The 26058-nt window shown below is 51.8% G+C and carries 27 protein-coding genes and 6 tRNA genes; 5 read left to right on the forward strand and 28 right to left on the reverse strand.

Going from position 1 to position 26058, the window contains the following annotated elements; translation table 11 throughout:
* Nucleotide 1 precedes the first annotated feature (1 nt).
* The 14 genes from SACSAC_RS03275 to SACSAC_RS03340 all read right to left on the reverse strand — a co-directional run bounded on the left by SACSAC_RS03275 (nucleotide 2) and on the right by SACSAC_RS03340 (nucleotide 13475).
* Nucleotides 2-1924, reverse strand: a complete 1923-nt coding sequence (locus SACSAC_RS03275) for a DUF6382 and FHA domain-containing protein (RefSeq protein ID WP_037283468.1) — start codon at nucleotides 1922-1924, stop codon at nucleotides 2-4.
* 12 nt (nucleotides 1925-1936) lie between these two features.
* Entirely contained in the window at nucleotides 1937-2452 is a 516-nt protein-coding gene (locus tag SACSAC_RS03280; protein ID WP_037283470.1) for an A24 family peptidase, read from the reverse strand.
* A 121-nt stretch (nucleotides 2453-2573) separates the two neighbouring features.
* Nucleotides 2574-3527, reverse strand: a complete 954-nt coding sequence (locus tag SACSAC_RS03285) for a TadE/TadG family type IV pilus assembly protein (RefSeq protein ID WP_037283471.1) — start codon at nucleotides 3525-3527, stop codon at nucleotides 2574-2576.
* A gap of 16 nt (nucleotides 3528-3543) precedes the next feature.
* Entirely contained in the window at nucleotides 3544-5868 is a 2325-nt protein-coding gene (locus SACSAC_RS03290) for a pilus assembly protein TadG-related protein (protein ID WP_051506822.1), read from the reverse strand.
* A gap of 63 nt (nucleotides 5869-5931) precedes the next feature.
* Nucleotides 5932-6561 carry a pilus assembly protein gene (locus SACSAC_RS03295; protein WP_156950933.1) on the reverse strand — a complete coding sequence of 210 codons (630 nt, stop codon included), beginning with the start codon at nucleotides 6559-6561 and terminating at the stop codon, nucleotides 5932-5934.
* A gap of 124 nt (nucleotides 6562-6685) precedes the next feature.
* Nucleotides 6686-6883 carry a Flp1 family type IVb pilin gene (locus tag SACSAC_RS03300; protein ID WP_037283472.1) on the reverse strand — a complete coding sequence of 66 codons (198 nt, stop codon included), beginning with the start codon at nucleotides 6881-6883 and terminating at the stop codon, nucleotides 6686-6688.
* Between the two features lie 50 nt (nucleotides 6884-6933).
* Nucleotides 6934-7812, reverse strand: a complete 879-nt coding sequence (locus SACSAC_RS03305) for a type II secretion system F family protein (RefSeq protein ID WP_084777892.1) — start codon at nucleotides 7810-7812, stop codon at nucleotides 6934-6936.
* A gap of 13 nt (nucleotides 7813-7825) precedes the next feature.
* Entirely contained in the window at nucleotides 7826-8698 is an 873-nt protein-coding gene (locus tag SACSAC_RS03310) for a type II secretion system F family protein (protein ID WP_037291907.1), read from the reverse strand.
* A gap of 14 nt (nucleotides 8699-8712) precedes the next feature.
* Complete coding sequence (locus SACSAC_RS03315; RefSeq protein ID WP_037283474.1) at nucleotides 8713-9990, reverse strand: TadA family conjugal transfer-associated ATPase; 1278 nt, start codon at nucleotides 9988-9990, stop codon at nucleotides 8713-8715.
* The gene (locus tag SACSAC_RS03320; protein WP_051506825.1) at nucleotides 9987-11177 is read right to left on the reverse strand and encodes a nucleotide-binding protein; all 1191 of its coding nucleotides are present in this window, start codon (nucleotides 11175-11177) and stop codon (nucleotides 9987-9989) included. Before SACSAC_RS03320 ends, SACSAC_RS03315 begins: the two co-directional genes overlap by 4 nt.
* Before the next feature lie 157 nt (nucleotides 11178-11334).
* A complete protein-coding gene (locus tag SACSAC_RS03325) occupies nucleotides 11335-11943 on the reverse strand; it encodes a suppressor of fused domain protein (RefSeq protein ID WP_037283477.1) in 609 nt (202 codons plus the stop codon).
* Nucleotides 11944-11980: 37 nt separating this feature from the next.
* Nucleotides 11981-12421: a thiol-disulfide oxidoreductase DCC family protein gene (locus SACSAC_RS03330; RefSeq protein ID WP_037283480.1), complete on the reverse strand. Its 441-nt coding sequence runs from the start codon at nucleotides 12419-12421 to the stop codon at nucleotides 11981-11983.
* Between the two features lie 179 nt (nucleotides 12422-12600).
* The gene (locus SACSAC_RS03335; protein WP_037283482.1) at nucleotides 12601-12870 is read right to left on the reverse strand and encodes a hypothetical protein; all 270 of its coding nucleotides are present in this window, start codon (nucleotides 12868-12870) and stop codon (nucleotides 12601-12603) included.
* 182 nt (nucleotides 12871-13052) lie between these two features.
* Nucleotides 13053-13475 (reverse strand): organic hydroperoxide resistance protein, encoded by a 423-nt coding sequence (locus SACSAC_RS03340; RefSeq protein WP_037283484.1) that lies wholly within the window; start codon nucleotides 13473-13475, stop codon nucleotides 13053-13055.
* Nucleotides 13476-13644: 169 nt separating this feature from the next.
* On the opposite strand from SACSAC_RS03340, the gene SACSAC_RS03345 reads away from it, so the two are divergent.
* Complete coding sequence (locus tag SACSAC_RS03345) at nucleotides 13645-14124, forward strand: glutathione peroxidase (RefSeq protein ID WP_037283487.1); 480 nt, start codon at nucleotides 13645-13647, stop codon at nucleotides 14122-14124.
* Nucleotides 14125-14228: 104 nt separating this feature from the next.
* Here the strand turns inward: SACSAC_RS03345 and SACSAC_RS03350 are convergent.
* Nucleotides 14229-14311 (reverse strand) — tRNA-Leu (locus SACSAC_RS03350).
* Nucleotides 14312-14603: 292 nt separating this feature from the next.
* On the opposite strand from SACSAC_RS03350, the gene SACSAC_RS03355 reads away from it, so the two are divergent.
* A complete protein-coding gene (locus SACSAC_RS03355) occupies nucleotides 14604-15254 on the forward strand; it encodes an urease accessory protein UreF (protein ID WP_037283490.1) in 651 nt (216 codons plus the stop codon).
* 52 nt (nucleotides 15255-15306) lie between these two features.
* Here the strand turns inward: SACSAC_RS03355 and SACSAC_RS03360 are convergent, their stop codons facing one another.
* Nucleotides 15307-15693 (reverse strand): helix-turn-helix domain-containing protein, encoded by a 387-nt coding sequence (locus SACSAC_RS03360; protein WP_037283492.1) that lies wholly within the window; start codon nucleotides 15691-15693, stop codon nucleotides 15307-15309.
* A gap of 170 nt (nucleotides 15694-15863) precedes the next feature.
* Between SACSAC_RS03360 and SACSAC_RS03365 the strand changes: the two genes are divergently transcribed.
* Nucleotides 15864-16124, forward strand: a complete 261-nt coding sequence (locus tag SACSAC_RS03365) for a hypothetical protein (protein ID WP_051506826.1) — start codon at nucleotides 15864-15866, stop codon at nucleotides 16122-16124.
* Nucleotides 16125-16435: 311 nt separating this feature from the next.
* On the opposite strand, the gene SACSAC_RS03370 is transcribed toward SACSAC_RS03365, so the two are convergent.
* The 7 genes from SACSAC_RS03370 to SACSAC_RS03400 form a co-directional block, all read right to left on the reverse strand.
* Nucleotides 16436-16518: transfer RNA gene (locus tag SACSAC_RS03370), tRNA-Leu, on the reverse strand.
* Between the two features lie 60 nt (nucleotides 16519-16578).
* Nucleotides 16579-16654: transfer RNA gene (locus tag SACSAC_RS03375), tRNA-Lys, on the reverse strand.
* 4 nt (nucleotides 16655-16658) lie between these two features.
* A tRNA-Glu gene (locus SACSAC_RS03380) sits at nucleotides 16659-16730 on the reverse strand.
* 214 nt (nucleotides 16731-16944) lie between these two features.
* A tRNA-Ser gene (locus SACSAC_RS03385) sits at nucleotides 16945-17036 on the reverse strand.
* A gap of 7 nt (nucleotides 17037-17043) precedes the next feature.
* Nucleotides 17044-17119: transfer RNA gene (locus SACSAC_RS03390), tRNA-Asn, on the reverse strand.
* 55 nt (nucleotides 17120-17174) lie between these two features.
* Complete coding sequence (locus SACSAC_RS03395) at nucleotides 17175-17420, reverse strand: hypothetical protein (RefSeq protein ID WP_037283495.1); 246 nt, start codon at nucleotides 17418-17420, stop codon at nucleotides 17175-17177.
* 104 nt (nucleotides 17421-17524) lie between these two features.
* Nucleotides 17525-18010, reverse strand: coding sequence for a SprT family protein (locus SACSAC_RS03400; RefSeq protein WP_084777894.1), 486 nt, complete (start codon nucleotides 18008-18010; stop codon nucleotides 17525-17527).
* Nucleotides 18011-18152: 142 nt separating this feature from the next.
* Here SACSAC_RS03400 and SACSAC_RS26735 point away from each other — a divergent pair, with 142 nt between their 5' ends.
* Together SACSAC_RS26735 and SACSAC_RS27865 are read left to right on the forward strand one after the other, a co-directional pair.
* Entirely contained in the window at nucleotides 18153-19646 is a 1494-nt protein-coding gene (locus SACSAC_RS26735; RefSeq protein WP_051506827.1) for a serine hydrolase domain-containing protein, read from the forward strand.
* A gap of 317 nt (nucleotides 19647-19963) precedes the next feature.
* Nucleotides 19964-20218: a hypothetical protein gene (locus SACSAC_RS27865; RefSeq protein WP_156950935.1), complete on the forward strand. Its 255-nt coding sequence runs from the start codon at nucleotides 19964-19966 to the stop codon at nucleotides 20216-20218.
* A 101-nt stretch (nucleotides 20219-20319) separates the two neighbouring features.
* Here the strand turns inward: SACSAC_RS27865 and SACSAC_RS03415 are convergent, their stop codons facing one another.
* The 5 genes from SACSAC_RS03415 to SACSAC_RS03435 all read right to left on the reverse strand — a co-directional run bounded on the left by SACSAC_RS03415 (nucleotide 20320) and on the right by SACSAC_RS03435 (nucleotide 26055).
* A complete protein-coding gene (locus SACSAC_RS03415) occupies nucleotides 20320-22530 on the reverse strand; it encodes a Tex family protein (RefSeq protein WP_425414791.1) in 2211 nt (736 codons plus the stop codon).
* 108 nt (nucleotides 22531-22638) lie between these two features.
* The gene (locus SACSAC_RS03420; protein WP_037283505.1) at nucleotides 22639-23565 is read right to left on the reverse strand and encodes a TRM11 family SAM-dependent methyltransferase; all 927 of its coding nucleotides are present in this window, start codon (nucleotides 23563-23565) and stop codon (nucleotides 22639-22641) included.
* 135 nt (nucleotides 23566-23700) lie between these two features.
* Nucleotides 23701-24627 carry an L-serine ammonia-lyase, iron-sulfur-dependent, subunit alpha gene (gene sdaAA / locus SACSAC_RS03425; RefSeq protein ID WP_037283508.1) on the reverse strand — a complete coding sequence of 309 codons (927 nt, stop codon included), beginning with the start codon at nucleotides 24625-24627 and terminating at the stop codon, nucleotides 23701-23703.
* On the reverse strand, nucleotides 24624-25313 hold the full coding sequence (gene sdaAB, locus SACSAC_RS03430) for an L-serine ammonia-lyase, iron-sulfur-dependent subunit beta (RefSeq protein ID WP_037283510.1): 690 nt from the start codon (nucleotides 25311-25313) through the stop codon (nucleotides 24624-24626). Before sdaAB ends, sdaAA begins: the two co-directional genes overlap by 4 nt.
* Nucleotides 25314-25704: 391 nt before the next feature.
* Complete coding sequence (locus SACSAC_RS03435; protein ID WP_018975909.1) at nucleotides 25705-26055, reverse strand: type II toxin-antitoxin system PemK/MazF family toxin; 351 nt, start codon at nucleotides 26053-26055, stop codon at nucleotides 25705-25707.
* Nucleotides 26056-26058: the final 3 nt, after the last annotated feature.

Consider the following 26058-nt stretch of genomic DNA (forward strand, 5'->3'; position numbering starts at 1 on the left):
GCTAACTACATTTTAAGGTGTAAGAAATCCCGGCAATTTTAAACGTATCCCCCTCGTTCAAATCGTAACTTTTATACGGCGTCAACGCTTCGCTGTTCAGAATCGTACCGTTGCGCGAACCGATATCTTTAATCGTGCAATGTGAGCCCGTAAGCTCCAGCTCGACATGAGCCCGCGATATTCCTGCTACTGTTTCGACATGCTGGGAGATCTCCTCCGAACGACCGATGGTAAAGCTTCCAACCGGCAAAACAATGCTTTTAGGCAATGAACCATTCTCCAGCCGTTCCAATCGGTACTGAGAGGCGCCGGAAGGACTGCCTGGATGACCTGCTCCGCGTCCTCCGTCCAACATGACGGTTGGCTGAGAAGCCGGAGGAACCAGCATTCCTGTTCTTGGAACCGCAGAATGCGAGGGAGTAAATTCATTCGGCGATACATGACCTTCGGAGTATCCGTCCTCGCCCCGAGGCCCTCCATAAGGCTGCGAAGGCTTGAGGAAATCCGGAAGCTGAAATCTTTCATTGCCTGAGTCTCCCGGGGCATTCCGTTCCCCGGCAACGTTTTTGTTGGCGGCCGGAACAGTCCCGCTTTCCTGCTGCCCATAGAATACCCGATGACCCGAAGTTCCTCGCGTTTCCTTCCATGAAGAGGAAAGTGCCGCTGCTTCCTCTTCCTCCTGCATGCGATCTGCATCACGTTTACCGAATTTCAATTTGCGCGCCCAACCGAGATACGCAAATACGAGAAGAATAGGCGTCGCTACTACGCAAATCAATAAAGTAAAAGTTGCGGGACTATCCAAATATAAAAATTTCCACAAAACAGCCAGCAGCATGACACAGATCAACGGAACGACCAGACGTCCATTTTTATTGTCTTCGACAGCATCTTCAGATTGTAAGTCACTTCCCGAATGTTTTTCCGTTGACCGCGCTTTATCTTTACTGCTTCGGCGGCTGCCGCCGAATAGACCACGACGCCCGGCAGCCTCATCTTCCTCTACGGCCGAAGCTTCAGCCATCGATTCCGATCCCCATTGTGCAGCAGGCGCTTGAGCACGGACTTTACCAGCCGGAATAGCTTGTTGGTGCTGCATGGCGTTAGGATGATTCATCGGAAAAGCCGAAGCCGGATCCCCGTAAGCAGCGCCTCCGCTTGATGCGGCAGAGAATGCTCCATATGTATTTTCTTCCGACCAGCTGGCTTGTGGCGTAGAACTGCCGTAACCATTGCCGTTGTTATGAGAGCCTCGCGCTCCTTGCATGTCTCTATAGTCTCCCATTGGCGCAAACGGCTTGGGAGCCGCCGCACCTGCCGCAGCCAAGCCCCCCGTGGGTTGCTTACCGCTCCCGGCCAACAGACCGATCAACAGATTCTTCAAAGATTGCAGCGAAAACGAAGATTGCTCGCACATTTGCAAAATACGTTGCACTCCGCTTCCTCGCAAATCGTCTACGGAAGCCATCCAACGTGCCGCAAGTCCGCCGATCCGTTCCCGGCTCGGCGCAAGCTCAACTGATTTGTTCAATGGCAGATAAGTCAGATAAACCGTTCCTTCCGACAAAGGCCCTTCCACGAACATATAGTCCTCTTTAAGCAAAAATCCGTTCGGATTCAGCATATAAGTCATCCCGTATTCAAGCGCCGTAACAATTTGCAGCAGCAGCGCATAATATTCGACCAATGTGATTTTTTCCGTTCTCATGCAAGTCGACAACATTCGTTTGCCGCCGATGTTATAATGCAGTTCCGCCTCGGCATCCACTTCGCGCACGTGCAGATCGAGCACGTGCGGAACGTTCGAAGAAGCCAACATTTTGACTTGAACGCGGTTCAAATCTTCCCCGCTCAGTTTCCGTTTGCTTTTCAGTACCATATAAGTCGTATCGCTCTGAACGAAATCGGTGACAAACTCTTCCACTTCCAACACTCCTTAGTACATATAAAAGTATCCGGCCAAAGCGCCGGGCAGAACCGCCCACATAAAAGGAAACGTCAGATGATTAGCCCGATCCGAGGTAATCGGCGCGAGGCTGCGAAACATAAACACGCCTACAAAGCTGCTAAAAATCCGTTTGATGCGGCGCATGCTTTCGCGGCGCCAAATCAAAATGCCGAGGCCGATGGCGCCTGCAAACAAAATGGAGTAAAGTAGCGTTTGAGCAGCAAACAAAGTCCCCGTCCAAGCACCGATCCCGGCAAACAATTTGACGTCTCCCGCTCCCACGGCACCCAGCAAATAGAGCACGAACAAAACAACAAATCCGATCGCGCACCCTTTCGCCGCAAACAACAATCCGTCCAACCCGTGAACAGCCCCCTGATAAATCAGCCCAGTAAGGACAAAGCCCAAATTAAGCCAGTTCGGGATTTTTCGGGTTCGAACATCCGTCATGAATGCGACAGCCAAAAAACAACCGCAGCCGATGTAGGCCAAGATATCGTTCATTTTGTTCCCCTCGTTTCTTTTTCCTGACTTGTCCTAACGCCCGCGATACCGCACCGATCCTTGTGTATGATGTCCGATTTGCGGTATCGCCGGCGTTATGCCCCGTCTTCTTGTTCGTTATTTACTCAGGCACTTTAACCTCAAAGGTAGCTTCTGCCGTCGCTCCGCCGCCGGCTTCTACCACAAGCGCCCACTCTCCCGGTGTCGTATTGCCTCCAACCAGCCAAGTCCATGAAATGTTTCCGGAAGCGTCTGCCGTTTGCTGTCCCAGATAACGCGCCCGGCTATTCCCGCTTTTGTAGACGACTTTAATGGTTGCGGTCTGTCCGGGTTCGACCTTTGCCGTGACTGTTGCCCGGCTGCCCCGATAAGCGGGACTGGGTACGGACGTAATCGAAGCCGAACCGCTCGTCGCGCCCGATGTGGTTTCGCTCGTCGCTGCCGTTTCTCCCGTGTCGCCGATCCACGCACGCTCTTCAGCTTTTGCACGAATGGACATGACTTTTCCCGTAAACGGAACCTTAAGCGGCATTTCGTAGGTCAGTTCGACGCCAAAGTAAGGCTGGTTGCTTGCTCCGGTCGTCGGAATCGTAATCCCGATCACATGAAGCTTGTCCATATCGAGCGGTCCGTCCTTAATCAAAGGCTGGAGCAACGGCTTAATAACGGGATCAAGCACAGCCGAAGAAATCTCATCCTTCAGCGTTTGCAAAGGAACGTCTCCGCTTGCCGCGGCTTCCGCTACCCAGCCTCCGATCGGCTCGGGAAGCGAAGATGCATAGGTAGCTGCCAATTCGCTGAAGGATATCTTTGAAAATCCTTGAAGGCCCTTCGCAATAGGCTCCGTTTTGCTTAGATGATCTGCAGCCATTTGGACCGGATACAAGTGTGTAGACACCTGTTTGGCAGCTTCGGAGGCAGTCGTTTGCAACACGGTTGAATAGGCCGTCATCTGCACGATATAAGCCAAGAAGATGAAGGTAAAAAGAAAAATAGGCAGGACAAGCGACGCTTCTACGGCGATACTGCCCCGTTCACCGGCTGTTCGCCGGAGCTTGTTGTACACTCGCTTCATGTTCCGCCTCCGTCAATCAATAAGAATAGTCCGCTTGCAGGTCAACCGTGTACTCCTTGCCTGTCCAAGTACCGCCGCCAACGCCAAAGGTCTTCATAACACCCGGCAGGAACCAGATCGGCATTGAGATCGCTGTATCCCCGGACAGGTAAGTATAGTGATCGTCCGGATTAACGCCTGTATCGAAACGGATCAGGGCCAACATTCGCGACAAGCGATTATCGTTGCCGGGGTGGGCGAATAAAAATAGTCTTAAGTGATCTTTATAAGTCAGCTTGATCGGAAGGGTCTTGGCTAAGTCGATATGTCCTTGGGTTGCAAGTTTGGTCATATCTCCTACTGCTGCGATCAAACCTTCCAAAATCGCTTTCGCCAGGATCACGAGCGGATTGCCGTACACCAGAATTTCCGGATCGATGAGTGCTTCCATAGTCCGAATCGCCAAACGCATCGCGAAAATCTCACCGTAAGCCGCCGCCAGATTCCCGCCCGGATTGCCGAATCCATAGATGATGTACTCCAGCTCTTGCTGATCGATCGAAAGCAGTTCGGCTGCCGCCGCTCCACTGATTGTGGCACCCGGTTTCATAAAAGCTTCAACCTTGGAAAAATCAAAGTTGGAAAAATGATCGGAGGCGTATTCGTTTTGCAGCAAGCGATCGCCTGTCGCGTCCAAAAGTTCCGAGATCCCGCCGAAAAATCCATCCATTTTTTCCATTGAATCTTTGCCTGCGGCGGCTGGATCTTCTTCTCGTGTCGTTGTCTCTAAAGCTTCGATCGACGCTCGATTCAGATCCACGTTTTCCTGAAAATATTTCTCGACTTCTTTGAAATTTTCCAGATTACCTTTTGATTCGGAAAGGAACTTAATCAGTTCATTTGCTTTTTCAAGCTCGTTTTTCGCATCTTTTTCAAAACCTTTGCGTTTCTCATCATCGGCCCGGTGTTTGGCAAACGTTGCTTCGATCTCCTTAATCACGCTTCCGCCGCTCCCGTATCGATCTCTGTACTCGGAAGACGCCTGACCCGCAGTAGCGACGCTCAACTTCAAGTTATACGCACTCATTCCAGAATTGCTAAAAGCTTGCGCCAACAATCCTTCCAGTGCTTCGACTTTCGATTTCATCCATACAAAGTCTTCTTCTTGCTTCTTAATATGGTTTCCCATCTCCGCGAAAAATTCAGCCTTCAAAGGCAGCTTTTCCATTTCTTCGCGAATCTTCGCCGTATTACCGGACGGACCGTTTTCTGCACCCGGAATATCCGAATTCGTAACGTTGTCATATGCGCTATCCGCACTTCGGGTACCGATCGTTGCGATGACCGCCGCCATTTCCGCATTCAATTCTTCGGCTTTTTTCAAATGCTCTCTAGCCTTGACCATGTCATTGCTATGCGGAGGAAAAGCTCTGCCGACGATACTATTAATGCGTGACGTAATGCTTCCTGATCCTCGTTCATACTGATCAATCTTCAGCAGCAAATTAAGCCATTCTAAAAAACCGGGATTATCCTCTTCTGTCGTTTCTCCCTCTATCGCTGAAGGTACGGGTATTTTTTCAGGCGGCGGAGTTTCATTAGAAACCCGTTCCTTCTGCACCTTGTAATCATGGTACTGCGCAGCCATATCGGTTGCCTTAGATACGCTCCCGCTAAGCGGAATATCTGAAATATCGCCAGTACCGCCGCTTCCGGCTGTCCCGATGTTCTCTACCAGCCCATCCGTGCGCCGCCCGGCTTTCTTCATTAAATCCAGCATTTTGTCCAACTCGGCTTCACGTTTGTCATAGAGCTTTTGCACTTTTTCCAGCACTTCGACCGCACCTGAAGCTTCTTTCATCGCCTGCGACATCGGTTTGAACCGCCCCACGACTTCGATCGCAAAATTGACGGGCGCTTTATATTTCATTTCTTCATTAATTTGCGTTTTAAAAACTTCATAATTGCCCAATTCGCGACTAAGCTCTACGGAAGAAGACACCAACTTCGCATCCATGAGCGGCAGCATATCCTCGCGCGCTTTATATTCCAGGCTTCGCTCAAGCACGCCGGAGAAAATCATGGAAGGATCTGTTTCACCGTAAGCAAACAATCCATAAGTACGCTGCAATTCCGGTACATAGGCCGACATGACGGAGCGCGTTGCGGCATGCGCAAGTCGTTCCGCTTTTGCTTTCAACGCTGCCATGCGTGAATAGTCGATAAAGATCGCAACGAACGCCAACACTACAGCCAGAACCAAACTCAGAAAAATAGTGATCGAACCGTGTTCCTTTTTCCAAAGACGAGGCTTCGGCGTAAAAAGACGCCAAAGTTTATTTTTACTTGATTTGAATTTCAACTTTTCACCCCCAAGCCGGAATGCATCCCCTATCGTACAGCCCGGCTTTTGTTCGTTTGTCTGTTACTTCTTGGCTACTTTGCTCAATTGCACGCCAGCGTTCTTCGGCGTCATCGCTACCGCTTCCCCGCCTTTTTCTTTGGCAGGGACAGCTTCATCCGCTTTGAACTTGCCGGCATAATAACGCACCAGCTCGATATTACGGATGAATTCCACAGGTTCGACAACCGTCGAGTATTGCGCGCCGCCCATTTTGTCTCCGGCAATGCGCTTGATCGGAGTCAGGTTAAGCGGCGTGTACAATACCGTCGTAATCGGATGCAGCAGCCCGCGCTTGCTGGTCATCGTACCATCCATGCCTGCGGGTAGTTGCTTTGCTGCATTTGCCATCTTGGTCGCACTCAGCGATCCGCCTGCCCCTCCCGGAACATTGATCGTCTCCGCTGCCGTATCTCCGCCAACACCGCTGAACAGCGCCACGAGCAGTTGGTCGTCGGTCAAGCGCCAGTAGAGTCCTTCTTTCTCCTTAGGATCTTCACCGAAACTGCCTGTACGCGCGTCCTTATATTGATTGTTCCAGCTGTATGCGGCACGTTCGGACGTGATCGCTGAGGCTTGGACGAGCATGGCGCTTTGGTAGAGGTAGAGGCAGAGCATGAGGATCATGATGATGCAGAGCATGACGATTGGCATGACTAGGGAGGATTCAACAGTAAATCTACCACTAGAGTCGTGTACGAACTTTGTCGGACATCCGGAAATTCTTTTATTAAAAATAAATATGTTATTTTTTCTGTTTACAATTTGATGTCTCCGATTACTTGACATCTTCAAAAAATTGGTTGGTTTGCGTATTCAACTTAGTGAACAAGTTTTCCATAAGAGTAGCAATTTGTTTTCTGAACAAAAGCGCGATAACCACCGTCACCGCAATAATCAAAATAATCTCCAATGTCCCCAACCCGTCTTCTTCCTTCCAAACCCCTTTGACCTTATTACCGATTGCTTGCAACATGAATATTCCTCCTTAGAATAGAAAACTTAAAATCAAAAACTGAATTCCCCTTACATTTGAATCAGCATCATAGCCGGTCCCCCGACCATCAGCATCACGACCAACAAAATCAGCACCATCGGAAATACCAACTTCGACGAAGCCTTCTCCCCTTGAATCCTTCCCAGGGCTTTACGCTTATCCCACAGCGTTCTCGACAAATCCCTCAGCGCCATCGCGAACTCTCCGCCTCCGCGCTTATGGTTCAGCAGAACCGTCGTCACGAAGACCGTCGCATCCTGCACGCCGCAGCGTTTGCCGAACTGTTCGAACGCTTGATGAAAAGGATCACCGCTGCGCCATTCCGTCACCATCCGATCCAGCTCCTTGTACAGCGGATGATCACTGCCTTCTTTTTGCTGCGAGCAGCGCACGATCGCTTGCTGCACCGTCTCCCCCGCGCCGACCAACAGCACGATCTTGTTCAGCATCTCCGGCAGCTCCATAAGGATCTTATCCTCGCGTTTTTTCACCTTGGCCGCCAAATCTTTGATCAGGGCAAAAGGAAGGACCACAGCCATCCCCACACCGATCGCCAACCAAGCTACCGAACCGCCGTTACCGATTGCCATCGCACAGCCGAAGATCAGCAGTAACACCGCATAGAGCAGCATTTGAGCCATGAACAGCATCGTCCGCTCCGCGCTGTCGCGCAAACCTTCGCCTCTTTGCACGGAAGACTGAAGCTTGTGGAAAAAGATCGGAAACCTCGCGGCGATCCGCATTTGTTCCACCAGCACTAACATCAACGGCAGCAAACCTCTTAAACGAATGCCGTCCATCGGCAGTGCAGCGATTTTCTTGTGTGCTTTCGTCCGCTTGGTCGCCCCGATTAATAACACAACAACCAACACCAACAGCAAAACTCCCGAAATCAGCGTTACAATCATGCCTTCACCCCGCTTAGATTTGAATATTCATGATGCGTCCCATCAGCCAAGCACTTAGAAACAGCAAGCCGAGGCCGACGCTAGCCAGAATAATCCCCATCGGAGTGCCATACAGCGGAGCCATAAATTCCGGTGCCGAAGCGTTGATAAACAGAATGAAAATAAACGGCGTCGCCAGCAAAATGTTCGATTCGAACTTTTTTTGCGCGATCATGACCGAAATATCCTGCTGGATATCCATCTTCTCCCCGATCACCGTCGACGTGCGCCGCACAACTTCAATCAAGTCGCCGCCCGTGCGTTTACAAGTCACGAAGACGTCGATAAAATTGTCGATGTCTTCGATCTTCGCCCGCCGACCGAAGTCGAGCAGCGCCGATTCGATCGGTTCGCCGTACTCCAATCGCGTTGTAATGACATCCAGCTCGCGAATCATGTCGCTGTTCCCTCCCGGGTACAACAACTCCAAATCCTTCGCGGCTTCCCGGAACGCATTTTCAACCGATCGTCCAGCCGCCATTGACGAGGACAGCGAGTATAACGCCTGCTTAAAATGAAGCTTCAACAACGTGCGCTTGCGTTCAATCTGCCGTTTCTGCCACATCTTCGGCGCTTTTAACGCAGGGATGGTCAACAGGAGAGCAAGCAACCACATGTTGTAAAAGATCATGCCGACCGCAAACAGCACGCCAGCAACTACGATCATGCTCAACACTTTCTCGTATCCCGCAAGTTTATACGTCGTATAGTCCCGTAATTTATCCGCTGGTGAAGCGGAGCTTGCGGCCGGCGCCCCACCCGAACCGGGCGGACCTCCGCGCTGCGGAGCGCCTTTCCCGGACGCGGCTTTGCCCGTGGCCGGCCTGCGGGCCCCGCTTGCATTCATACCCAGCAATAGATTCACCCCCCTTCAGGCAGCCCGGCAACCTCGCGCCAATCGGCCGCTCCCGCGTCTTGTAGTTTATCCGTATGCATCATCGGTTCCGGCCGTCGCCGCAGCTTCCCGATAATCTTGCCTTCTTTCTCGCCTTCTTCTTCAAATCGGAATAACTGTCTCAGCTCAACTTGACCGTTTTTCATCCCCAGCACTTCACTGATTTCCACGACGCGCCGAGAACGGTCACGCAGTCTCGACAGATGCACGAATAAGTCAATCGCCGAGGAGATCTGCTGGCGTACCACTTCAACCGGCAGATCGGCTCCGCTTAATACCATCGTTTCCAGACGACTGAGCATGTCCTTCGCGCTGTTCGCGTGACCCGTGGACAAGCTACCATCGTGCCCTGTATTCATAGCCTGAAGCATATCCAGCGCCTCCGCGCCCCGCACTTCCCCAACGACGATCCGATTGGGACGCATCCGCAGCGAAGAACGAATGAGATCGCGGATCGAAATCTCTCCTTTGCCCTCCACGTTCGCATTGCGCGTCTCCAGCGAGACCAAATTGGGCACGGTAACGATCTGAAGCTCTGCCGAGTCTTCGATCGTAATGACCCGTTCATCCGGCGGTATGTATTGCGACAGCGCGTTGAGAAACGTGGTTTTACCGGAACCCGTGCCCCCGCTGATAAAAATGTTGTACCGACTGCGCACCAACGTTTTCAAAAAGTCCGCAGCATCCGCATCCAATGCCCCACGGCCGACAAGATCATTCATCGTCATCGGTTTCTCGGGAAACTTCCGGATCGTCATCGTCGGCCCTTTGAGCGCGATCGGAGGCAGCACGACGTTCACCCGGGAACCGTCCTTCAGACGCGCATCGACGATCGGCGACGATTCGTTGACGACGCGGTTCACGCCTGATACGATCGTCTGCACGATGTCCTCCAGCTTCTCCTTCGATTCAAAGGTCTGCGGCACACGACGTACCTCACCATGACGCTCGATAAAAATTTCCGTATGCCCGTTGATCATAATCTCCGTTACTGTCTTGTCGTCCACCAGCGGCTGCAAAATATCGAGTCCGCGAAACGAATCGTATACCCGGCGCACCAACGCACGCTTCTCCCCCGACGTCATCGAAGCAGCACGTATGTCGGACAACACCTTGCGCTCGATCAGCTTCATTAGCTCTGCATCGTCCGCCGATTGCGTGACATCCAGCGAAGATCGAACCTCGGCCCGCATCGTGCGGAACATTTCTTCCTGAAGCTGTTCTTCCTCGGCTGCACTCTTCATTGCCAACCTCCCGCGGCTTGCGCCAGTTCTTTGCCCGCAGCGCTGCGGTTCCCCCGTTCGCCCAAGCCAAGCTGTTCGCAAAGCGCAAGAATATCACGTTGGAAAATAGGAGAGCCCAGCAGCACATCCTCGCGCGATACGTACTTCCAAGACGGGATGTAAGACAAGAAAGCAAAAGGACGAATTTCGGATCTCGGCAATGTATTTTCCAAATGATCTCCGTACCGATTCACGATAAAATGGCTTTTACCCAGCAAAGCATAAAAACGCTCGGGTTGGCGGGTTTCCCAATGATTCATCCAGCCTGCCACCTTCTGCAAATGCAGCAAATCATCCGTCAACATCCAGAGAACCCGATCCGCCCGATCCAGCAGCGCCTCGGAACGTTCATGACTTTCGGTATCCGTATCCGCCACGATGATGTCGCACATGTCGCTCGCCGCCAGATAATCGATCAGAGCGGTCGTGTCCGCTTGATCCATCTGAAGCAACTCGTCCGGACGATCCAGCGGCGGGAAAGAAGCACACTTCATCCGCTCTTGAAAAGACGCATAGCGAGATAACGGCGAGCGGCAAAGTTCCCCGTTCTCACGAGCCGCACGAAGATCGTAGAGCAGCTCAGGCAATCCGCCCTCTTGTCCCTGGTGTCCCCCGCTTCCGCTCCGGAACGTCACCGAACTGTCCACCGTTTCCAAATTCAGATAGAAGACTTTAAGCCCGCGACTCCCCAGTTGCTTAGCCAGATTCAGCGCGACGGTAGTCTTGCCCGCCCCCGCCGCAGCCGAGTACACAGCAAGCACTTCCGCTTTTCCCGATGAAGTTAAGGCTCCGTTTGCCGAAGACCCTTGTGCACTGCCTGCTAAGTCCATCACCGCCGTCAGCAGCAGGTTCAACGGTTGAAACGGCAGCAGCACCGGACCGCCGAGCGCAATGCTTTCCTCTCCTCCGCCCAGCACGGCCCAAGGAATGCCTTTGCCTCCCTCAGACGCCAGCCACGGTGACAGAAAATCCGGCTCGCCAAGCACAAAGTCCGGTCGTCCCTCTCCCATTGCCGCCAGAAAAGCCTCCACCTTCGAAAAAGCTCTCACACTTACCTGCTTAGCAAATTCCCCGGTGCGTGCGTATAGCAGGAACGGCTCGATATACTGTTCGTCCGCCACCGCCAGCGTAATCTGCAAATTCCGCATGTTATGTCCCCTCGCTCTCCACGCAACACAAAAAAGCACCGCTCGCAAACCTGCCATTTTGGGCAAGTCAGGAGCGGTGCTTCCGCCGTGTTTCATTAATTTAATCTCACAATAGCATAGAGCCTACGAGCAGGCAAGACCCATTTTTCCTTTTTTCCTATATCGGCCGACAAGGATCAATCAAGGAGTACTCCGACTCTTCCGCATAAACATCAAAGCTATCTATTCCTTTGTCCATGATTATTGTAGCTTCGGACGGCGTAATCGGCACTACCCAGACTAACGCAACCTGCTGCTCTCCGATATTAAAATGTTCCAGTTCCTCGGCCTCGCCGCGCGGTTCATCCAGCAAGAGCGCGGTCGTCGTCCACTTTTCAGGAGCGAGTGCGGACGGCGGCATCAGACGCGGAAGCACCGTATTTGGCGCATTGCGAATATGATGAACGAGCAGATCTGCCAGATAATCATATACCCGCTCGATCGACTCTCCGCCCAACTCCGACTCAAGCGCCAACACCCACTCCGCATCAATGCGGTTGCCGGATGGGTCATAAGAACAAACAGACAAGCCTACTGTCGCAAAACGAACCGGAACATCATCCGATGCAGCGGGGAAATAATAAAGCTCGATTTTATCGGATTGATCTGCGGACAGCAATGACTTTCTCCATTCCGGCATGCCCCAATGCTTCATATAAGCCGCCAAAATGACCGTACGACGAATATCGAATTCCAATACTCCGTGATCTCCTGCCAGGGTTTGCATATTTCGGACTCCTTTTCAGTTCCTTCCGATACTTGATTCAAACCTGTCCCGTATCCAAAAAGCGCTCGCGCACGCCCGGCGGAGGAAGCGGACAAACGTCGTCTTTTCCGAACCAACGGTACCGATTGCGCGCGATATAGCGATAAACGGCATCTCGCAGCGGACGCGGCACAATAATCAACGCATACAGCAGCGGCCACGGAAAACGCAGCTTGCGCGCAATACGCAAAGCGGCGGTTGAGCGAACGTATCGTCGTCCCTTTTCAACCAGTACCAGCGTATTCGGTTCCCCGGAGGCTTCAAACCCTTCGCCGCCGGACAGCCGTGTTCCGAGTTCGGATTGAAGAGACGCAAAGTTGAACACGCCTTTCGGATCACGCTTGACGATAAACCGAACGGCACCCTGGCAGAAATGGCACACGCCGTCGATCAGCACGACAAAAGAGTTTTCCGCTCGAATTTCGGTTTTCGGTTCCATCTGCATATTCCTCCTTCGGTTCAACGTTTCGCTTCTCTCTTCTTTACCCTGAACCACGCCGTATGCTCTGTCTATCGACAACAAAAAAACGAACGCCAGGAAGATTCCCGACGTCCGTTTTGGTCCGTTTGCGTATTCGGCTTTCCCTCAAGCACGTGCTTGACGGTCAGCTTGTCCGCCTACACGAGTTGTTCGAGTCTTCCGTCCTGCATCTGCGCGTCGAGTTCGACTTTGAACTTTTCGAAACAGTTGCAGATATAGTCTTTGCGGCAGATCGGGCAAGGCGTTTTGAGCAGGCGGCTGACGTTCGTCAACTTCCACTCCGGGAAACGGTTATAGAAGACGCGGCACATCGTGCCGTCTTCCAAATGCAGAACGAATTCGTACAGTCCGTCTTTATCGTTGCTTCCGGCCTTGTCTACATCTACGACTTTCGGTCTGTAAGCCATGTTTAGTATCACCCGTTTTCATAGTCTCGACATGGGGAGAATGCTCCACCCACGCCGTGTGCTTATATAGCTTAATGAATTTCACTCTTTGTGTCAACCGCGCAGAAACCCATTTATTGATGAAAAAAGGCCGGAAATTCCCCAGCTTAAGGAGAGCTTCCGGCCTTTGAAAAAAAACGAATTTAGATCACGCTCAACTCCACGTCGATATTGCCGCGCGTCGCTTTGGAATACGGACAAAAAGCATGCGCTTTTTCCACCAATTCTTTCGCTTTTTCAGGATCGAGTCCCGGAATGCGCACTTCGATTTTCCCCGCGAGTTTAAAACCGCCGTCGGAATCGTCTTTGCCGATATGGATATGGCAGGTCACTTCCGTGTCCGGAATATCGATTTTTTCTTTGCGGGCAATGTTCGACAGGGCGCTTTCGAAGCATGCGCTATAACCGGCCGCGAACAATTCTTCCGGATTCGTGCCTGTGCCTCCGCCTCCGCCAAGTCCCTTAGGTACGGAAAGCTGCAGGTTCAGCGCACCGTCCGCCGATTCGACTACTCCGCTTCTTCCGCCTCTGCGTGCTGTTGCTTTTGCTGTATACAATGCGTCCATGTATCATTCACTCCTTATATGGAATTTGAGCCATAGCCCGTTTGCCAAACTATCTAATTTATAAAGCAAACGAAGGCGAATGAAACGAAAAAAGCGATTTGCAAAGCTCGATTAAATTGTTTACAATCAAAAAGAGAGTAATCATTTTCTTCGAGGAGGAATTTTGATCATGTCCGTTTATGAATACGAAGCTCGCACATCTACAGGAAATGAAGTTAAGCTGTCCGACTACCAGGGTAAGGTTGTCCTGATCGTGAATACGGCAAGCAAATGCGGATTCACGCCACAATTCCAAGGCCTGCAAGAGCTGTACGACAAGTACCACGATCGCGGTCTGGAGATCCTGGGCTTCCCGAGCAACCAGTTTAAAGAACAAGATCCGGGCAGCAACGAAGAGATTTTAGAGTTTTGCCAATTGAACTACGGCGTAAAATTCCCGATGTTCGAAAAAGTCGACGTTAAAGGCGAGAACGCGCATCCGTTGTTCCGTTACCTCAGCGACGAAGCGCCGGGACTGATGGGCTCCAAATCCGTCAAATGGAATTTCACCAAATTCCTGATCGATAAGGACGGCAAACCCGTTAAACGATTCGCGCCTCAGACTTCTCCGGATCAGTTGGAAAAGGATATCGAAAAACTGCTGGGTTAATAAAGCAAAAGCCCGCCGCTTAGACGGTGGGCTTTATTTGTACAGACATAAAAAATAAAAAAACCGTAAAGTTCCCTTAGGGAACTTTACGGTTTCTTTTCGTATGCGGTAGAGAGGACTCGAACCTCCACGGGTATACACCCACTACCCCCTCAAGATAGCGTGTCTGCCATTCCACCACTACCGCACATCAAAGAATTGAGTCAACTTCTATATCATACTTTCTTTCAAGCATGCAGTCAACCTATTTTTTCGCATTCTGCATATATGTTATTTTATATAACACCAAAAGATATTTTAAATAACACATACTGAAGAAAAAATTATATTTCCGTAATATTCTCTTGACCTTTTTCGAATAAACATGTAAGAATGAAGCCAGAAGTCTTTTTTTAAAATGAAATAAATCAAAAATATAACATATATATAACATATATTTCATTCGTTTTAAATCTTTTAAATCCAAGGAGGTACGGCACATGCATAGCGGACAAAAGTTGCTCAACTACATGACCCTGCTCGAATCGTCGTCCCCGTCACCTATAGGCTGCATCAAGGAGGACCTGAACGGCAAGCAGCTCAATTGCGTCGAAGCCTTTGAAGAAGTCATGCGTTCGTACATCCATCCTAGACTGACGCATATTGAGGGTCGCGCAATCGAAGATACGTATACCGCTTTGCAAAGGGGCGATTACGAGACGGTGTTCCGGATTGATCGCAATCTCCGAACACGCACAAGTCCGAATGAGATCGACGCCGAAATGCGACGTACCGGCCGCAAGCTGCTCAAGCTGTCGAAGTCCCTTTACCCCTGGATGAACTTCAACCCCATCATCGAAGCTCTACAGGCCGAAAAAGCTTTCGGGTGCCCGGCAATCTTCTATGCCTGGATCAACTTCCAATTGGAGATTGAGTGCAATGAAGCCGTCCCCGCTTATCTCTATCATCATACAACGGCTTATGTGGAACATTGCTCGCGCCTGCTCGTTCTTGACGATGTCACTCGCCGAAAAGTATTGATCCGCATGATCGACGACGTATCCGAACGCTGGTTGCGCATACGCCAACCGAGCGCTCCCTCCTTCATATCCGAAACAGCGTACGAATCACCGATTCAAAAAACGCTTTGAAGCTAAATGCTTCAAAGCGTTTTTTTGCGCAATTCCGTCATAGGACGACGCCTTATGTAGATGCTCCGTTTGACCCTTCGCCCGAATCTTTCCGCTCGCGTCGATAAGCCACAAACTCCAAATACTCGCGCATGAATGCCTGTTCTTCCGCAGAAAGCTCATCGTTCTGGCAATCCAATTGCCCCGAACCTTCAAAAAAATAACGGTTGCCCGCTTCTTTAACTCCTTCAGGCTGCCATTCTTTGCCGGTCATTAACCAATCCAGACTCACGGAAAAGAAAGCCGCAATCTCAATCAATTTGTGGGTACTCGGCGTGGATTTCCCCCTGCGCCAATCTCCAAGATTCCCCGCGCTGATGCTCAGGCGTTCACCGAACGCTTTTTTCGTCATGCCGCTGCTTTTGATCAATTGTTCAATCCGAGCGTAAATCGACTGCAAAACACCATCCCCCTCAAAACCTTTTCCATTCCAATATTACGCAATAACGCAACATTTCATTGTAAGTTTACGTATTTGCGTATATAATTGGTTTTATGGTAAATGATCCCTCATTCGTCTCTAATCGATTATAATTCATCTTTTTGCGCATGAACAGGAGGAGCGCTACGTTGCAGAGAAAAAAACCGATCACCCCGTTCGGCTGGGAAATCAAACGGCGCTTGGCCGAACTCGAGATGGACCAGAAGACGTTTTGCGAACTTTACGATATCCCGCCTTCGCGCCTATCCAATCTTATTAACGGAAGTCGAAAAGCAGCGAAACATCGTAAACAAGTCTCGATCCTGCTCGGACTCTCCGACTCGTCAGAACCCTCGCTTTTTAAAGACGAGGAATCCCGGAATACTGAAGCAGCCGTAACAGGAAGGTGAGCCATGAAGAATCCAAAATCTTTACTTCATCGAGTTCCCGGTTTCGAAAAAACAAATGTACGACTATGGACCTCCGTTTGCGCCAGTTGCGAACGCGTACAGTCTCCCAAAGGCTGGCACAAGCCAGCCCCGGGCGAGCTTGACCATTCACGGATCACCCACGATATTTGCCCGGACTGCATTCGTCAACTATATCCCTCATATGCGCACGTTGCCGATCAGCTCGTTATCCAAGCTTCAGCACGCGATCGACGTCGATATTCGTAAAACAAAAAGCGCAGACTCCGTGAAGAGTCTGCGCTTTTATTCGATGCGGTAGAGAGGACTCGAACCTCCACGGGTATACACCCACTACCCCCTCAAGATAGCGTGTCTGCCATTCCACCACTACCGCATATTCAATGATTCGTTTCGCGAATCTCAATCACCATTTCGATCTGAGGAGAAAAAGAAATGGTGAGCCATGAAGGACTCGAACCTTCGACACCCTGATTAAAAGTCAGGTGCTCTACCAACTGAGCTAATGGCTCAAAGTGACCCGTAGGGGATTCGAACCCCTGTTACCTCCGTGAAAGGGAGGTGTCTTAACCCCTTGACCAACGGGCCTTAATGTCTTGCCGCTCGGCGTTTCTCAACTGAGCACAAGTAAGAGTATAGCAAATATTCAATCTATAATGCAAGTGTTTTTTTATTTTAATTTGATTTAATTTTTCTACGCTAACAGCAAAGATCCAGCCCTGGATGTCAATATACAAAAAGAGGAACCCTCTCAGGTTCCTCGCTCGTTTACGTATATAAACCACTTTGTTTAAAACAGAAATGGCGGAGAGAGAGGGATTCGAACCCTCGCACCGCTAACGCAGTCTAACCCCTTAGCAGAGGGTCCCCTTATAGCCACTTGGGTATCTCTCCATAAAAATGGCTCCCCGAACAGGACTCGAACCTGTGACAACTCGATTAACAGTCGAGTGCTCTACCAACTGAGCTATCAGGGAACATTGTGTGGCGTTGAATGTTGGCTAACGTTTCAACAAGAAATAATATACCATGCTAGGACTTTTTCGTCAACCTCATTTCGAAAAAATCTGCAAAATAAAAAGAACCCTCATCACCTCCGGTGAAATTCGGGTTCTTATGGCGTCCTTTGCGCGCGATTTGATTCAAGATATCCTGCTTGGTTTTCGTTCTGCGCGTGCGCATGTCGACTGCCGCAAAAGGACTTCTCCATTCCGTTACGTCCGCCTTGCCTTCTCTGACTCGTTTATCCCGCATTTTTCTGGATGCCGATTTGGCCATATGCGAAACCTCCCTCATTATTAAAAAAAGATATTCGCTCCGCAAGCTTGAGCTGCTTCTATTATATCGGATTTCAAAAGAAAAAGGCGAAATATCGCCAAACTTTAAGCTCCGCCGCTGTCAGCACTCTCGTTGAATTCTTCCAGACGAAGCTTGCCCGCGCAACGCCCGCAGCGATAACGCGAAGCATCCATTCGACGCTTGCGTTTGTACTCCATGCCGCAATCGCAGCAGATCAACTTGTATTTGAACGGCAGCGTCCGCTTCGCCTTGTCGGGAAGCGCTTGGCAGTAACGGCTTCCGCCTACTTTTGCCAATAAAAGCTTAAAGTCGGCGTCCCGGTGACGGTAACCTCGGCCCGCAATATGCAAGTGGTAATGACAAAGCTCATGCTTGATAATTCCCTCCACCGCCTCAAGACCATGAGCCTCAAGCTGGTGCGGATTAATCTCGATATGGTGGGACCGAAGCGCGTAACGTCCTCCTGTCGATCGTAATCTTCCGTTAAAAAAAGCCCGATGCCGGAACGGTATGCCGAAGTGTTCAAGCGACACGTTTTCGATCCATTGTTGAAGTTCTGCGTCTGTCATGTTTGGTTTAGCTTGCACACCCATCCCTCTTTCTATGCGTCCTTATATTGAATTGTAACTTGAGATTGGACTACACTGTCAAGGAAAGGCTATGCGTATATCCCCTAATCGATCAAATCTATTTCTTTGGAGGAACTTATTTATGCCATCAACGAAACTACCAAGACGTCGACCGGAAGAAGCCGGCGTCGATCCGCAAGGCGTTATCAACTTTCTGAACGCCGTAGCCGAGCAAAAATTCGATCTGAGAAGCTTCATGCTGCTGCGTCGAGGCGAGGTGCTTGCCGAAGGCTGGTGGGCCCCGCACTCTTCCGAAGATCGTCATGCCATGTATTCGGTCAGCAAAAGCTTTACATCGACCGCAATCGGCATGGCCGTCGACGAAGGACTGCTTACTGTCGAAGACAAAGTCGCCGATCTGCTTCCCCAGTTGATGCCGACCAATCCTCATCCGAATTTGTTAAAAATGACCGTACACGATCTGTTGGTCATGGGCACGGGCCATAATCAAGATCCGCTTGAAAAAGCACGCCCGAACCCTGACTCCGATTGGGCCCGAATCTTTTTGGCCGCCGAAGTCGAAAACGTTCCGGGCAGCACCTTCTCGTACAGCAGCGGCGCGACCTACATGCTGTCCGTGATCCTGCAGACGTTGACCGGAGAAAAAGTCGTCGACTACCTGGAATCCCGATTGTTCGCCCCGTTAGGCATCAAGCACAAAACCTGGCAGGAAAGTCCGCAAGGCTATACAACCGGCGGCTGGGGACTCAAGCTTTCCAGCGAAGACCTTGCCAAGTTCGGACAGTTTTATCTGCAAAAAGGAATGTGGGACGGGCAGCGGTTGGTGTCGGAAAAATGGGTGGAACTTGCGTCATCGAAACGTATCGATAACGGAGATGACCCGCATGGCGACTGGGGACAAGGATACGGATACCAGTTCTGGGTCTGCCGACACAACGCTTACCGCGCCGACGGAGCCTATGGACAGTTCTGCCTCGTGCTGCCCGATCAGGAAGCCGTCGTTGTGCTGACCTCCGCAATCTCGCGTACCAAAGAGCTGCTGGACGAAGTCTGGAATCATCTATTGCCTGCGATGCAGGATCATCCTCTAACGGTCGGAGAAGCGGGCGAAGAAGCGGCCAAACGATTGAGCGAGCTGCAAAACTTGCCTGAGCCGGCCGGAGAAACCGCGACGGATGAATCTTGGTCGGGTCGCACGTATCGTTTGAGCGAAGATTCCAATGAAGGAGCCAAGCTTAGGGCAGTACGTTTCACCGCAAATGAAGATCTTTCTATTCGGATCGAGGCTTGGATGAGTCCGAACAGCGCAAGTACATCTGCAGACGAGTTTAACATTTCGCTCCTCAGCGGCGCAGGCGAATGGCAGAAGAACGAAGCTCCGGTACCGCCGGGCGCACCGGGCTTCGCTCCGGATACAGGTGCGGCTTATGCCTGGAACAGCCGACGTCCGGACGGTTCGGTGCGTTTGGCGATCCGATTCGCCGAAGAACCGATTCTTTTGGATTGGACATTGGTCTTTGACGGCGACAAGCTGCAATTGAAGGAGCATGGCAATTCCGAGCTGAACGAGAAAGAGACGCAGCTGATCGGAACAGCCGAAAACACAGGCGAATAACGAGTACCTTTTCCAAAACTTTTCATTCGAGCGAACCGTCCTTTCTTATAGAAGCCTTCTTCTAGAAGCCTTCTTCATCTTCATTCCTTATTCACAGAAAGGGCGGTGCTCTATTAAAAATGAATAAAACTTCCAAAATTCTAATTACCGTCGGTTGTTCACTTTTCTTGGCCGCAGGCACGCTTTCATTTCTTACCTTCCACGCAGAAGGCGAGTCCAAAATTTCCAGTTCCGAAAAAAAAGAACTGGCCCAAAGTTGGGCGGAGGCTTGGAAGGTACGGGATGGTTCGATACGCACCTCAATTATGAGTGCCGACATGTTGACCGATTTCCGGGAGACTCAGCTTCAGGAGAACGGAGACGCCGACAGCACCGTGATTCGTTGGTCCAGCCCATGGGTGACCGACTATGACCTGACACTTAAAGGCGAGGGCATCCAGATCGATTATACGTATACCGATTCCACGGAAACCGAATACTCAAGCAGCGAATTTTTGGGATTTTCGTTGCGGCAAGGAACTCCGGTCGTATCCGTGTTCGAATCGTTAAACGAGCTAGAAATCAAGCCGTAACAAACCTCGTCGCACGCAAAAGAGCGTTCCGGGATTCAATCTCCGGAACGCTCTTTCTTTTTTTATGCTCATGATTCGCAATAGATCGCAATCCCTAAAGCTTAGACGTTCTCTACCGGTCCGCGCATGGTCAGACCTACGCGGCCTTTTTTCAGATCCGCATTCAGAACCCAGACCGTCACCGTATCCCCGACGGACACGACATCCATCGGATGCTTGACGAATTTCGAGCTGAGCTGCGAGATATGCACGAGGCCGTCGCTTTTGATCCCGATATCCACGAACGCGCCGAAGTCGATCACGTTGCGCACCGTACCTTGAAGCTCCATGCCCGGCTTCAAGTCTTCGATCTTCAGGACATCCGTACGGAAGATCGGAGCCGGAAGCTCTTCGCGCGGGTCACGACCCGGACGCTGCAAGCTTTCGATAATGTCGCGCAGCGTCGGCAGGCCCACTTCAAGCTTGTCCGCAAGCGCCTGAGCGTCAGCCGCTTCCAGCGCCGAGGTCATCGCCGCCGTGCCCAGGTCCGTCGCTTTGACGCCCAATTCCTTGAACAAACGATCCACGACCTTATACGATTCCGGGTGGATCGGGGTACGGTCGAGCGGATTCGTGCCTTCGATGCGCAGGAAGCCCGCACACTGCTCCAGCGTTTTCGCGCCGAGACGAGGTACTTTTTTCAATTCGGCGCGGCTTGCGAACGAACCGTTCTCTTCGCGGTATTTCACGATATTGCGGGCCGTCGTCTGATTGATGCCCGCCACGTAAGACAGCAGCGACGGAGAAGCCGTATTGACGTCGACGCCGACGTGGTTAACCGCCGACTCGACGACTGCCTTCAACTGCCCTTCAAGCTGCTTCTGCGATACGTCATGCTGATATTGACCGACGCCGATCGCTTTCGGGTCGATTTTGACCAGTTCCGCCAACGGATCTTGCACCCGGCGGGCAATCGAAGCGGCACTGCGTTCGGCAGCGTCCATATCCGGGAATTCTTCCTGCGCGACTTTCGAAGCCGAATAAACGCTGGCACCCGCTTCGTTGACGATCAGGTAAGCCAGTTTGCGCTCCGTATATTCATTGATCCAATCCGCGACGAACTGTTCGGTTTCGCGCGAAGCCGTACCGTTGCCGATCACGATCAGTTCCAGATTGTACTTGTCGACCAATTCGCGGAACTTCTCCGAAGCTTCGCGAATTTGGCTGCGCGGCGGAGTCGGGTAGGTCACCGCTACTTCCAGCAACTTGCCCGTCTCGTCGAGCGCGGCAAGTTTACAGCCCGTGCGGAATGCCGGGTCTACGCCCAGCACGCGTTTGCCGCGTACAGGCGGCTGAAGCAGCAGGCTGCGCAGATTGCCCGCGAAAATGGAGATCGCCTGCGCGTCGCCTTTTTCCGTCAGTTCGCCGCGCACTTCGCGCTCGATCGACGGCGCGATCAGACGTTTGTACGCATCTTCGGCAGCGCGCTCCAACAGCTCATGTACGGGAGAAGTCCCTTTGATCAAACGTCTGGCAATATAACGCAGGATCGGAGCGGAGTCCGTTTCCAGCGACACTTTCAGCACGTTTTCCCGCTCTCCGCGGTTAATGGCCAAAATACGATGGGGCGGCATTTTTTTAGCCAATTCGCTGTATTTATAATACATCTCGTATACGGATTCCGCCGAGGCGTCTTTCGCTTCCGTCACGAGAATCGCATGATCCAACGTGTACGTGCGTACCCAGGCGCGAATCTTCGCGTCGTCGGCCAATTGCTCGGCCACGATATCGAGCGCGCCTTGAAGAGCCTCATCGGCCGAAGCCACGCCTTTTTCCTCCGATACGTAGCGAGCCGATTCTTTGTCGATGTCAGCACGACCCGGTTGGCTCAGCAGCCATTCGGCCAGCGGTTCCAGACCTTTCTCTTTCGCTGCGCTGGCACGCGTTTTACGCTTTTGACGGAAAGGACGATACAGGTCTTCGACCTGTTGAAGCTTCGCCGACTCCAAAATGGAACGCTTCAGTTCTTCGGTCAACTTGCCTTGCTCGTCGATGATGCGCAGCACTTCGTTTTTGCGCACGTGAAGATTGCGCGCATACTGCACGCCTTCCTCGATATCGCGGAGCTGGTTTTCATCCAGCTCCCCGGTCATTTCCTTACGGTAACGCGCGATAAACGGTACGGTGTTCCCTTCATCAAGCAACGATACCGCCGCTCTGACCTGTTTTGCTGCAATATTCAATGTTTCCGCCGTCCGGCGGAACATCGCCTCAATCTCGGTTCCCGTCATTTCGGACGAGCCGATTGCTGTAGTTTGTTCCAAATCCGACACAAAATCTCCCTCTTTCTGCTGCCGCTTGTTCTCCAATGATCCATAAAAACGATGTTTTTATTATGACAGACGATCCTTCATTTCCGCAAACTAAAATCGCTTTTACGCTTACTCAGCCAACCAAATATACCGCGCAAAACGCCCTTTGCGCACGATACAGGACTCAATCATCGAAAATCCTGCCGCCTCGATCTCCGGGCAAATGTTTTCCGTCGCGACAATCACGCTGCGCGACGTCAACTTCCGTGCGCTCTCCAGCATCTCAATGCGTTCATCAGAAGCCAGAACAGAACATAAATTATACGGCAAATCGAGCACGAGCGCATCATAATGATCGTCTAACGTTCGCATGTCCGCTACGGTTACGGTACCCGGCAGACCGAAATGAGCCAGATTTTCGCGTGCTCCGATCGCCGCCAGAGGATTCAAGTCAAAACCATCCATCGCGATCCCCATCGACTGCGCGGCCAACAGGACCGTCCCGATGCCGCAACATGGATCAACCGCTCGGATTCCCGCAGGTTCCGGCACCGCAATGTTCGCAATCGCTCGGGCCGTACGCGTGCCTAGTGCCGTCGAATACTGTCTTGGCTTATCGTTATGTTGCAGCCAAATCGATTGGCTTTCTTCATAAATACCCAATAGCCATTCCCCGTCGATGCACGCTATCCCGTACAGCCGTTGCGGATGCTTCATGTCGGCTTTCCCACGAATCTGTGCGCCTACCAAACGTTCGATACGTCGACATTCTTCATAATCCGTACTCCGATCCGTTTTTACATATCGCAGTTTAAAAGTATTCCCGTTCACTTCCAGCTCGGCAGCCTGCTTCGCCAAGTCTTCCAGGCTTTCGCTTTTCCGTTCAATCGCAAGCCGCCCATGTACAAAGGGACTCCGAGACGGATCAATTTTCCGCTCCGACCTTATATAATGCTCTTTGGGTTGTGCGTTCAGCAGGACGCGCAATTCCATTAAACATAACGAACATTCGTCTTCATGACAGGCATAATCGTACAAATATCCATACGGCCCCATTCCAGCCTCCCCATTTCCTATCCATCAAAAAAGGCGCAGCGTTCGGCTCTTCAGTAGCCGCGATCCGCTCCGCCTTAGTAGCCTGTCAACTGTCAATCAGAGGTCTTCGCCCGGTTCGCGTTCACAAGGCCATGGTTATTCGACCGTCTGACCTGCCGGTTCTTCCGTTTCCGGCTCTAACGGCTTGCGACCGCGCATCAGATTCTCCGTCAGTTTGCGGCCTGTCGGCGTCTGAGCCAACCCGCCTTGACCGGTCTCCCGGTGTCCGCTCGGCATCGCCGCTCCCACTTCGAGCATCACGCTGACCACTTCATCGGACGGGATTGCGCTGCGAACGCCTGCCAAGCCCATATCCGCCGCGGCCAATGCGTTGACCGCGCCCAGACCGTTGCGCACGATGCACGGAATCTCGACCAGACCCGCTACCGGATCGCAGATCAGTCCGAGCGTATTTTTCAAAGCCAATCCGACCGCGTGCATGGCCTTCTCGGCATCGCCGCCGCGAAGCTCGACCAGCGCACCCGCCGCCATGCCGATCGCCGAACCCACTTCGGCCTGACATCCGCCTTCCGCTCCGGAGATGAACGAGTTGTTCGCGATGACGTAACCGATCGCGCCCGCGGCGAACAGTCCGTTGACCATATGCTCGTCGCTCCAACCGAAGCGCTCCTGCGAGCTGACGAATACGCCCGGAATTATGCCGCAGGACCCCGCTGTCGGCGTCGCGATAATCCGTCCCATCGAAGCATTCACTTCGGATACCGCGAGCGCATATGCCATCGCGCGCGAAGACGGATCGCCGGAAGACGGCGTGCCGTTTTCCACCAGATCCAGAACTTTAACGGCATCGCCGCCGCTGAGACCGCTGCGCGATACGTTTTGCTCGCTCAACCCTCGGCGCACGGCTTCCTTCATTTTCTCATAATAATCAGACATCTGCGCCACGATCTCTTCGCGCGACGCCCCGGTCTCGGCCGCCTGCTCTTCGATCATGACTTCGGCCAGCGTCTTGTTTTCGTCCAGACTAATGGCCGTCAATTCTTTTAGCGTTCGAAATCTCATTGATGCTCCGCCTCCTTGCTGTTCAGATTGATTACGGTCACTTCCTTAACGTCTTCGATCTGACGCAGCCTGCTTAGCAAATCCGCATCCGGCACGGAATCCAGTTCCATGACCGTAATCGCTTCGGCACTGCGTCCTTTGCGATCAACGCCCATGTATCCGATGTTGGTCTTGCTTTCGCCCAACACGGTCGTCAGCGAAGCGATAACGCCCGGACGGTCGTCATGCAGCACGACAATCGTCGGGTACTCGCCGCTGCAACGAACCGTAAATCCGTTCATCTCATGAATCATCACGTTGCCGCCGCCGATCGATGCCCCGATGACCTGAGCCGTTCGTCCGTCCTTCGCAACCAGTTCCAGCTTCGCCGTGTTCGGATGAGGAGCGAGACCTACACCCCGAACAAAAGTAATTTCAATACCGCGGCGCTCCGCTTCTTCCAATGCTTCGGCCACGCGGGAATCATCGGTCGCATATCCCAGCAGACCTCCCGCCAATGCCAGATCCGTTCCATGCCCCCAATAGGTATCGGCAAACGAACCATAGAGAGCGATTTTGACGCTGACCGGCTGCTCGGCAAGCAGTTGTCTGGCAATCAAGCCGATTCGCACCGCTCCCGCCGTATGTGAGCTAGAAGGACCAACCATGGAAGGTCCTATAATAGAAAACACATTTTTAAAACGCATCGCCTAGTTCTCCTCGCTTTATGGATCATCGTTATCTATTCTCGACAACTTGACTATAATCGTTTATTTTCAAGCTTTATATCGCTATTTTACACGCAGGATGCTTTTCCGTCGACTACGTTACGCTACTTCGATACCGCAGCGAAGTCCATTTCGCTCTTACAGAAAAATTCTGCTACGACCTACTAAGTGTGAGCTTCATGTTAAATTAGTTAGTTGATTGCATGAAATGCCAAAATTGATTCTTCGCATGCAAAAACGCGAAAAAGGAGCCGCCCATGCGAAATGTATCGCACAGTCGTGCTCCTTTTTCGTTCCTTGTGAAGTCCGAACCCGCCACCGGGCTCGGATCTCTCTGCCAAACATCGCCTTTGCAGTCCTGTATCCCGGATCAAAAATCGACCAGGCTCAAGCTGATCTGCAAAGACTCGTCGACTCTTTTCATCGTTTCTTCACCGAGACGCGTAATCCGGTCCGTCAAACGCTGCTTGTCGATCGTTCGGATCTGTTCCAGCAGAACGACGGAATCCCGATCGAACCCGTGCGTTTTCGCATCGATCTCGACGTGGGTCGGAAGTTTGGCTTTCTGAATCTGGGCGGTAATCGCCGCGACGATGACCGTAGGGCTAAAACGGTTGCCGATATCGTTCTGGATCACCAGAACCGGACGCACCCCGCCCTGCTCGGACCCCACCACTGGAGACAGGTCCGCAAAAAATACGTCACCGCGTTTTACAAGCAATAG

Source organism: Saccharibacillus sacchari DSM 19268, from assembly GCF_000585395.1.
GTDB classification, from domain to species: Bacteria; Bacillota; Bacilli; order Paenibacillales; family Paenibacillaceae; genus Saccharibacillus; species Saccharibacillus sacchari.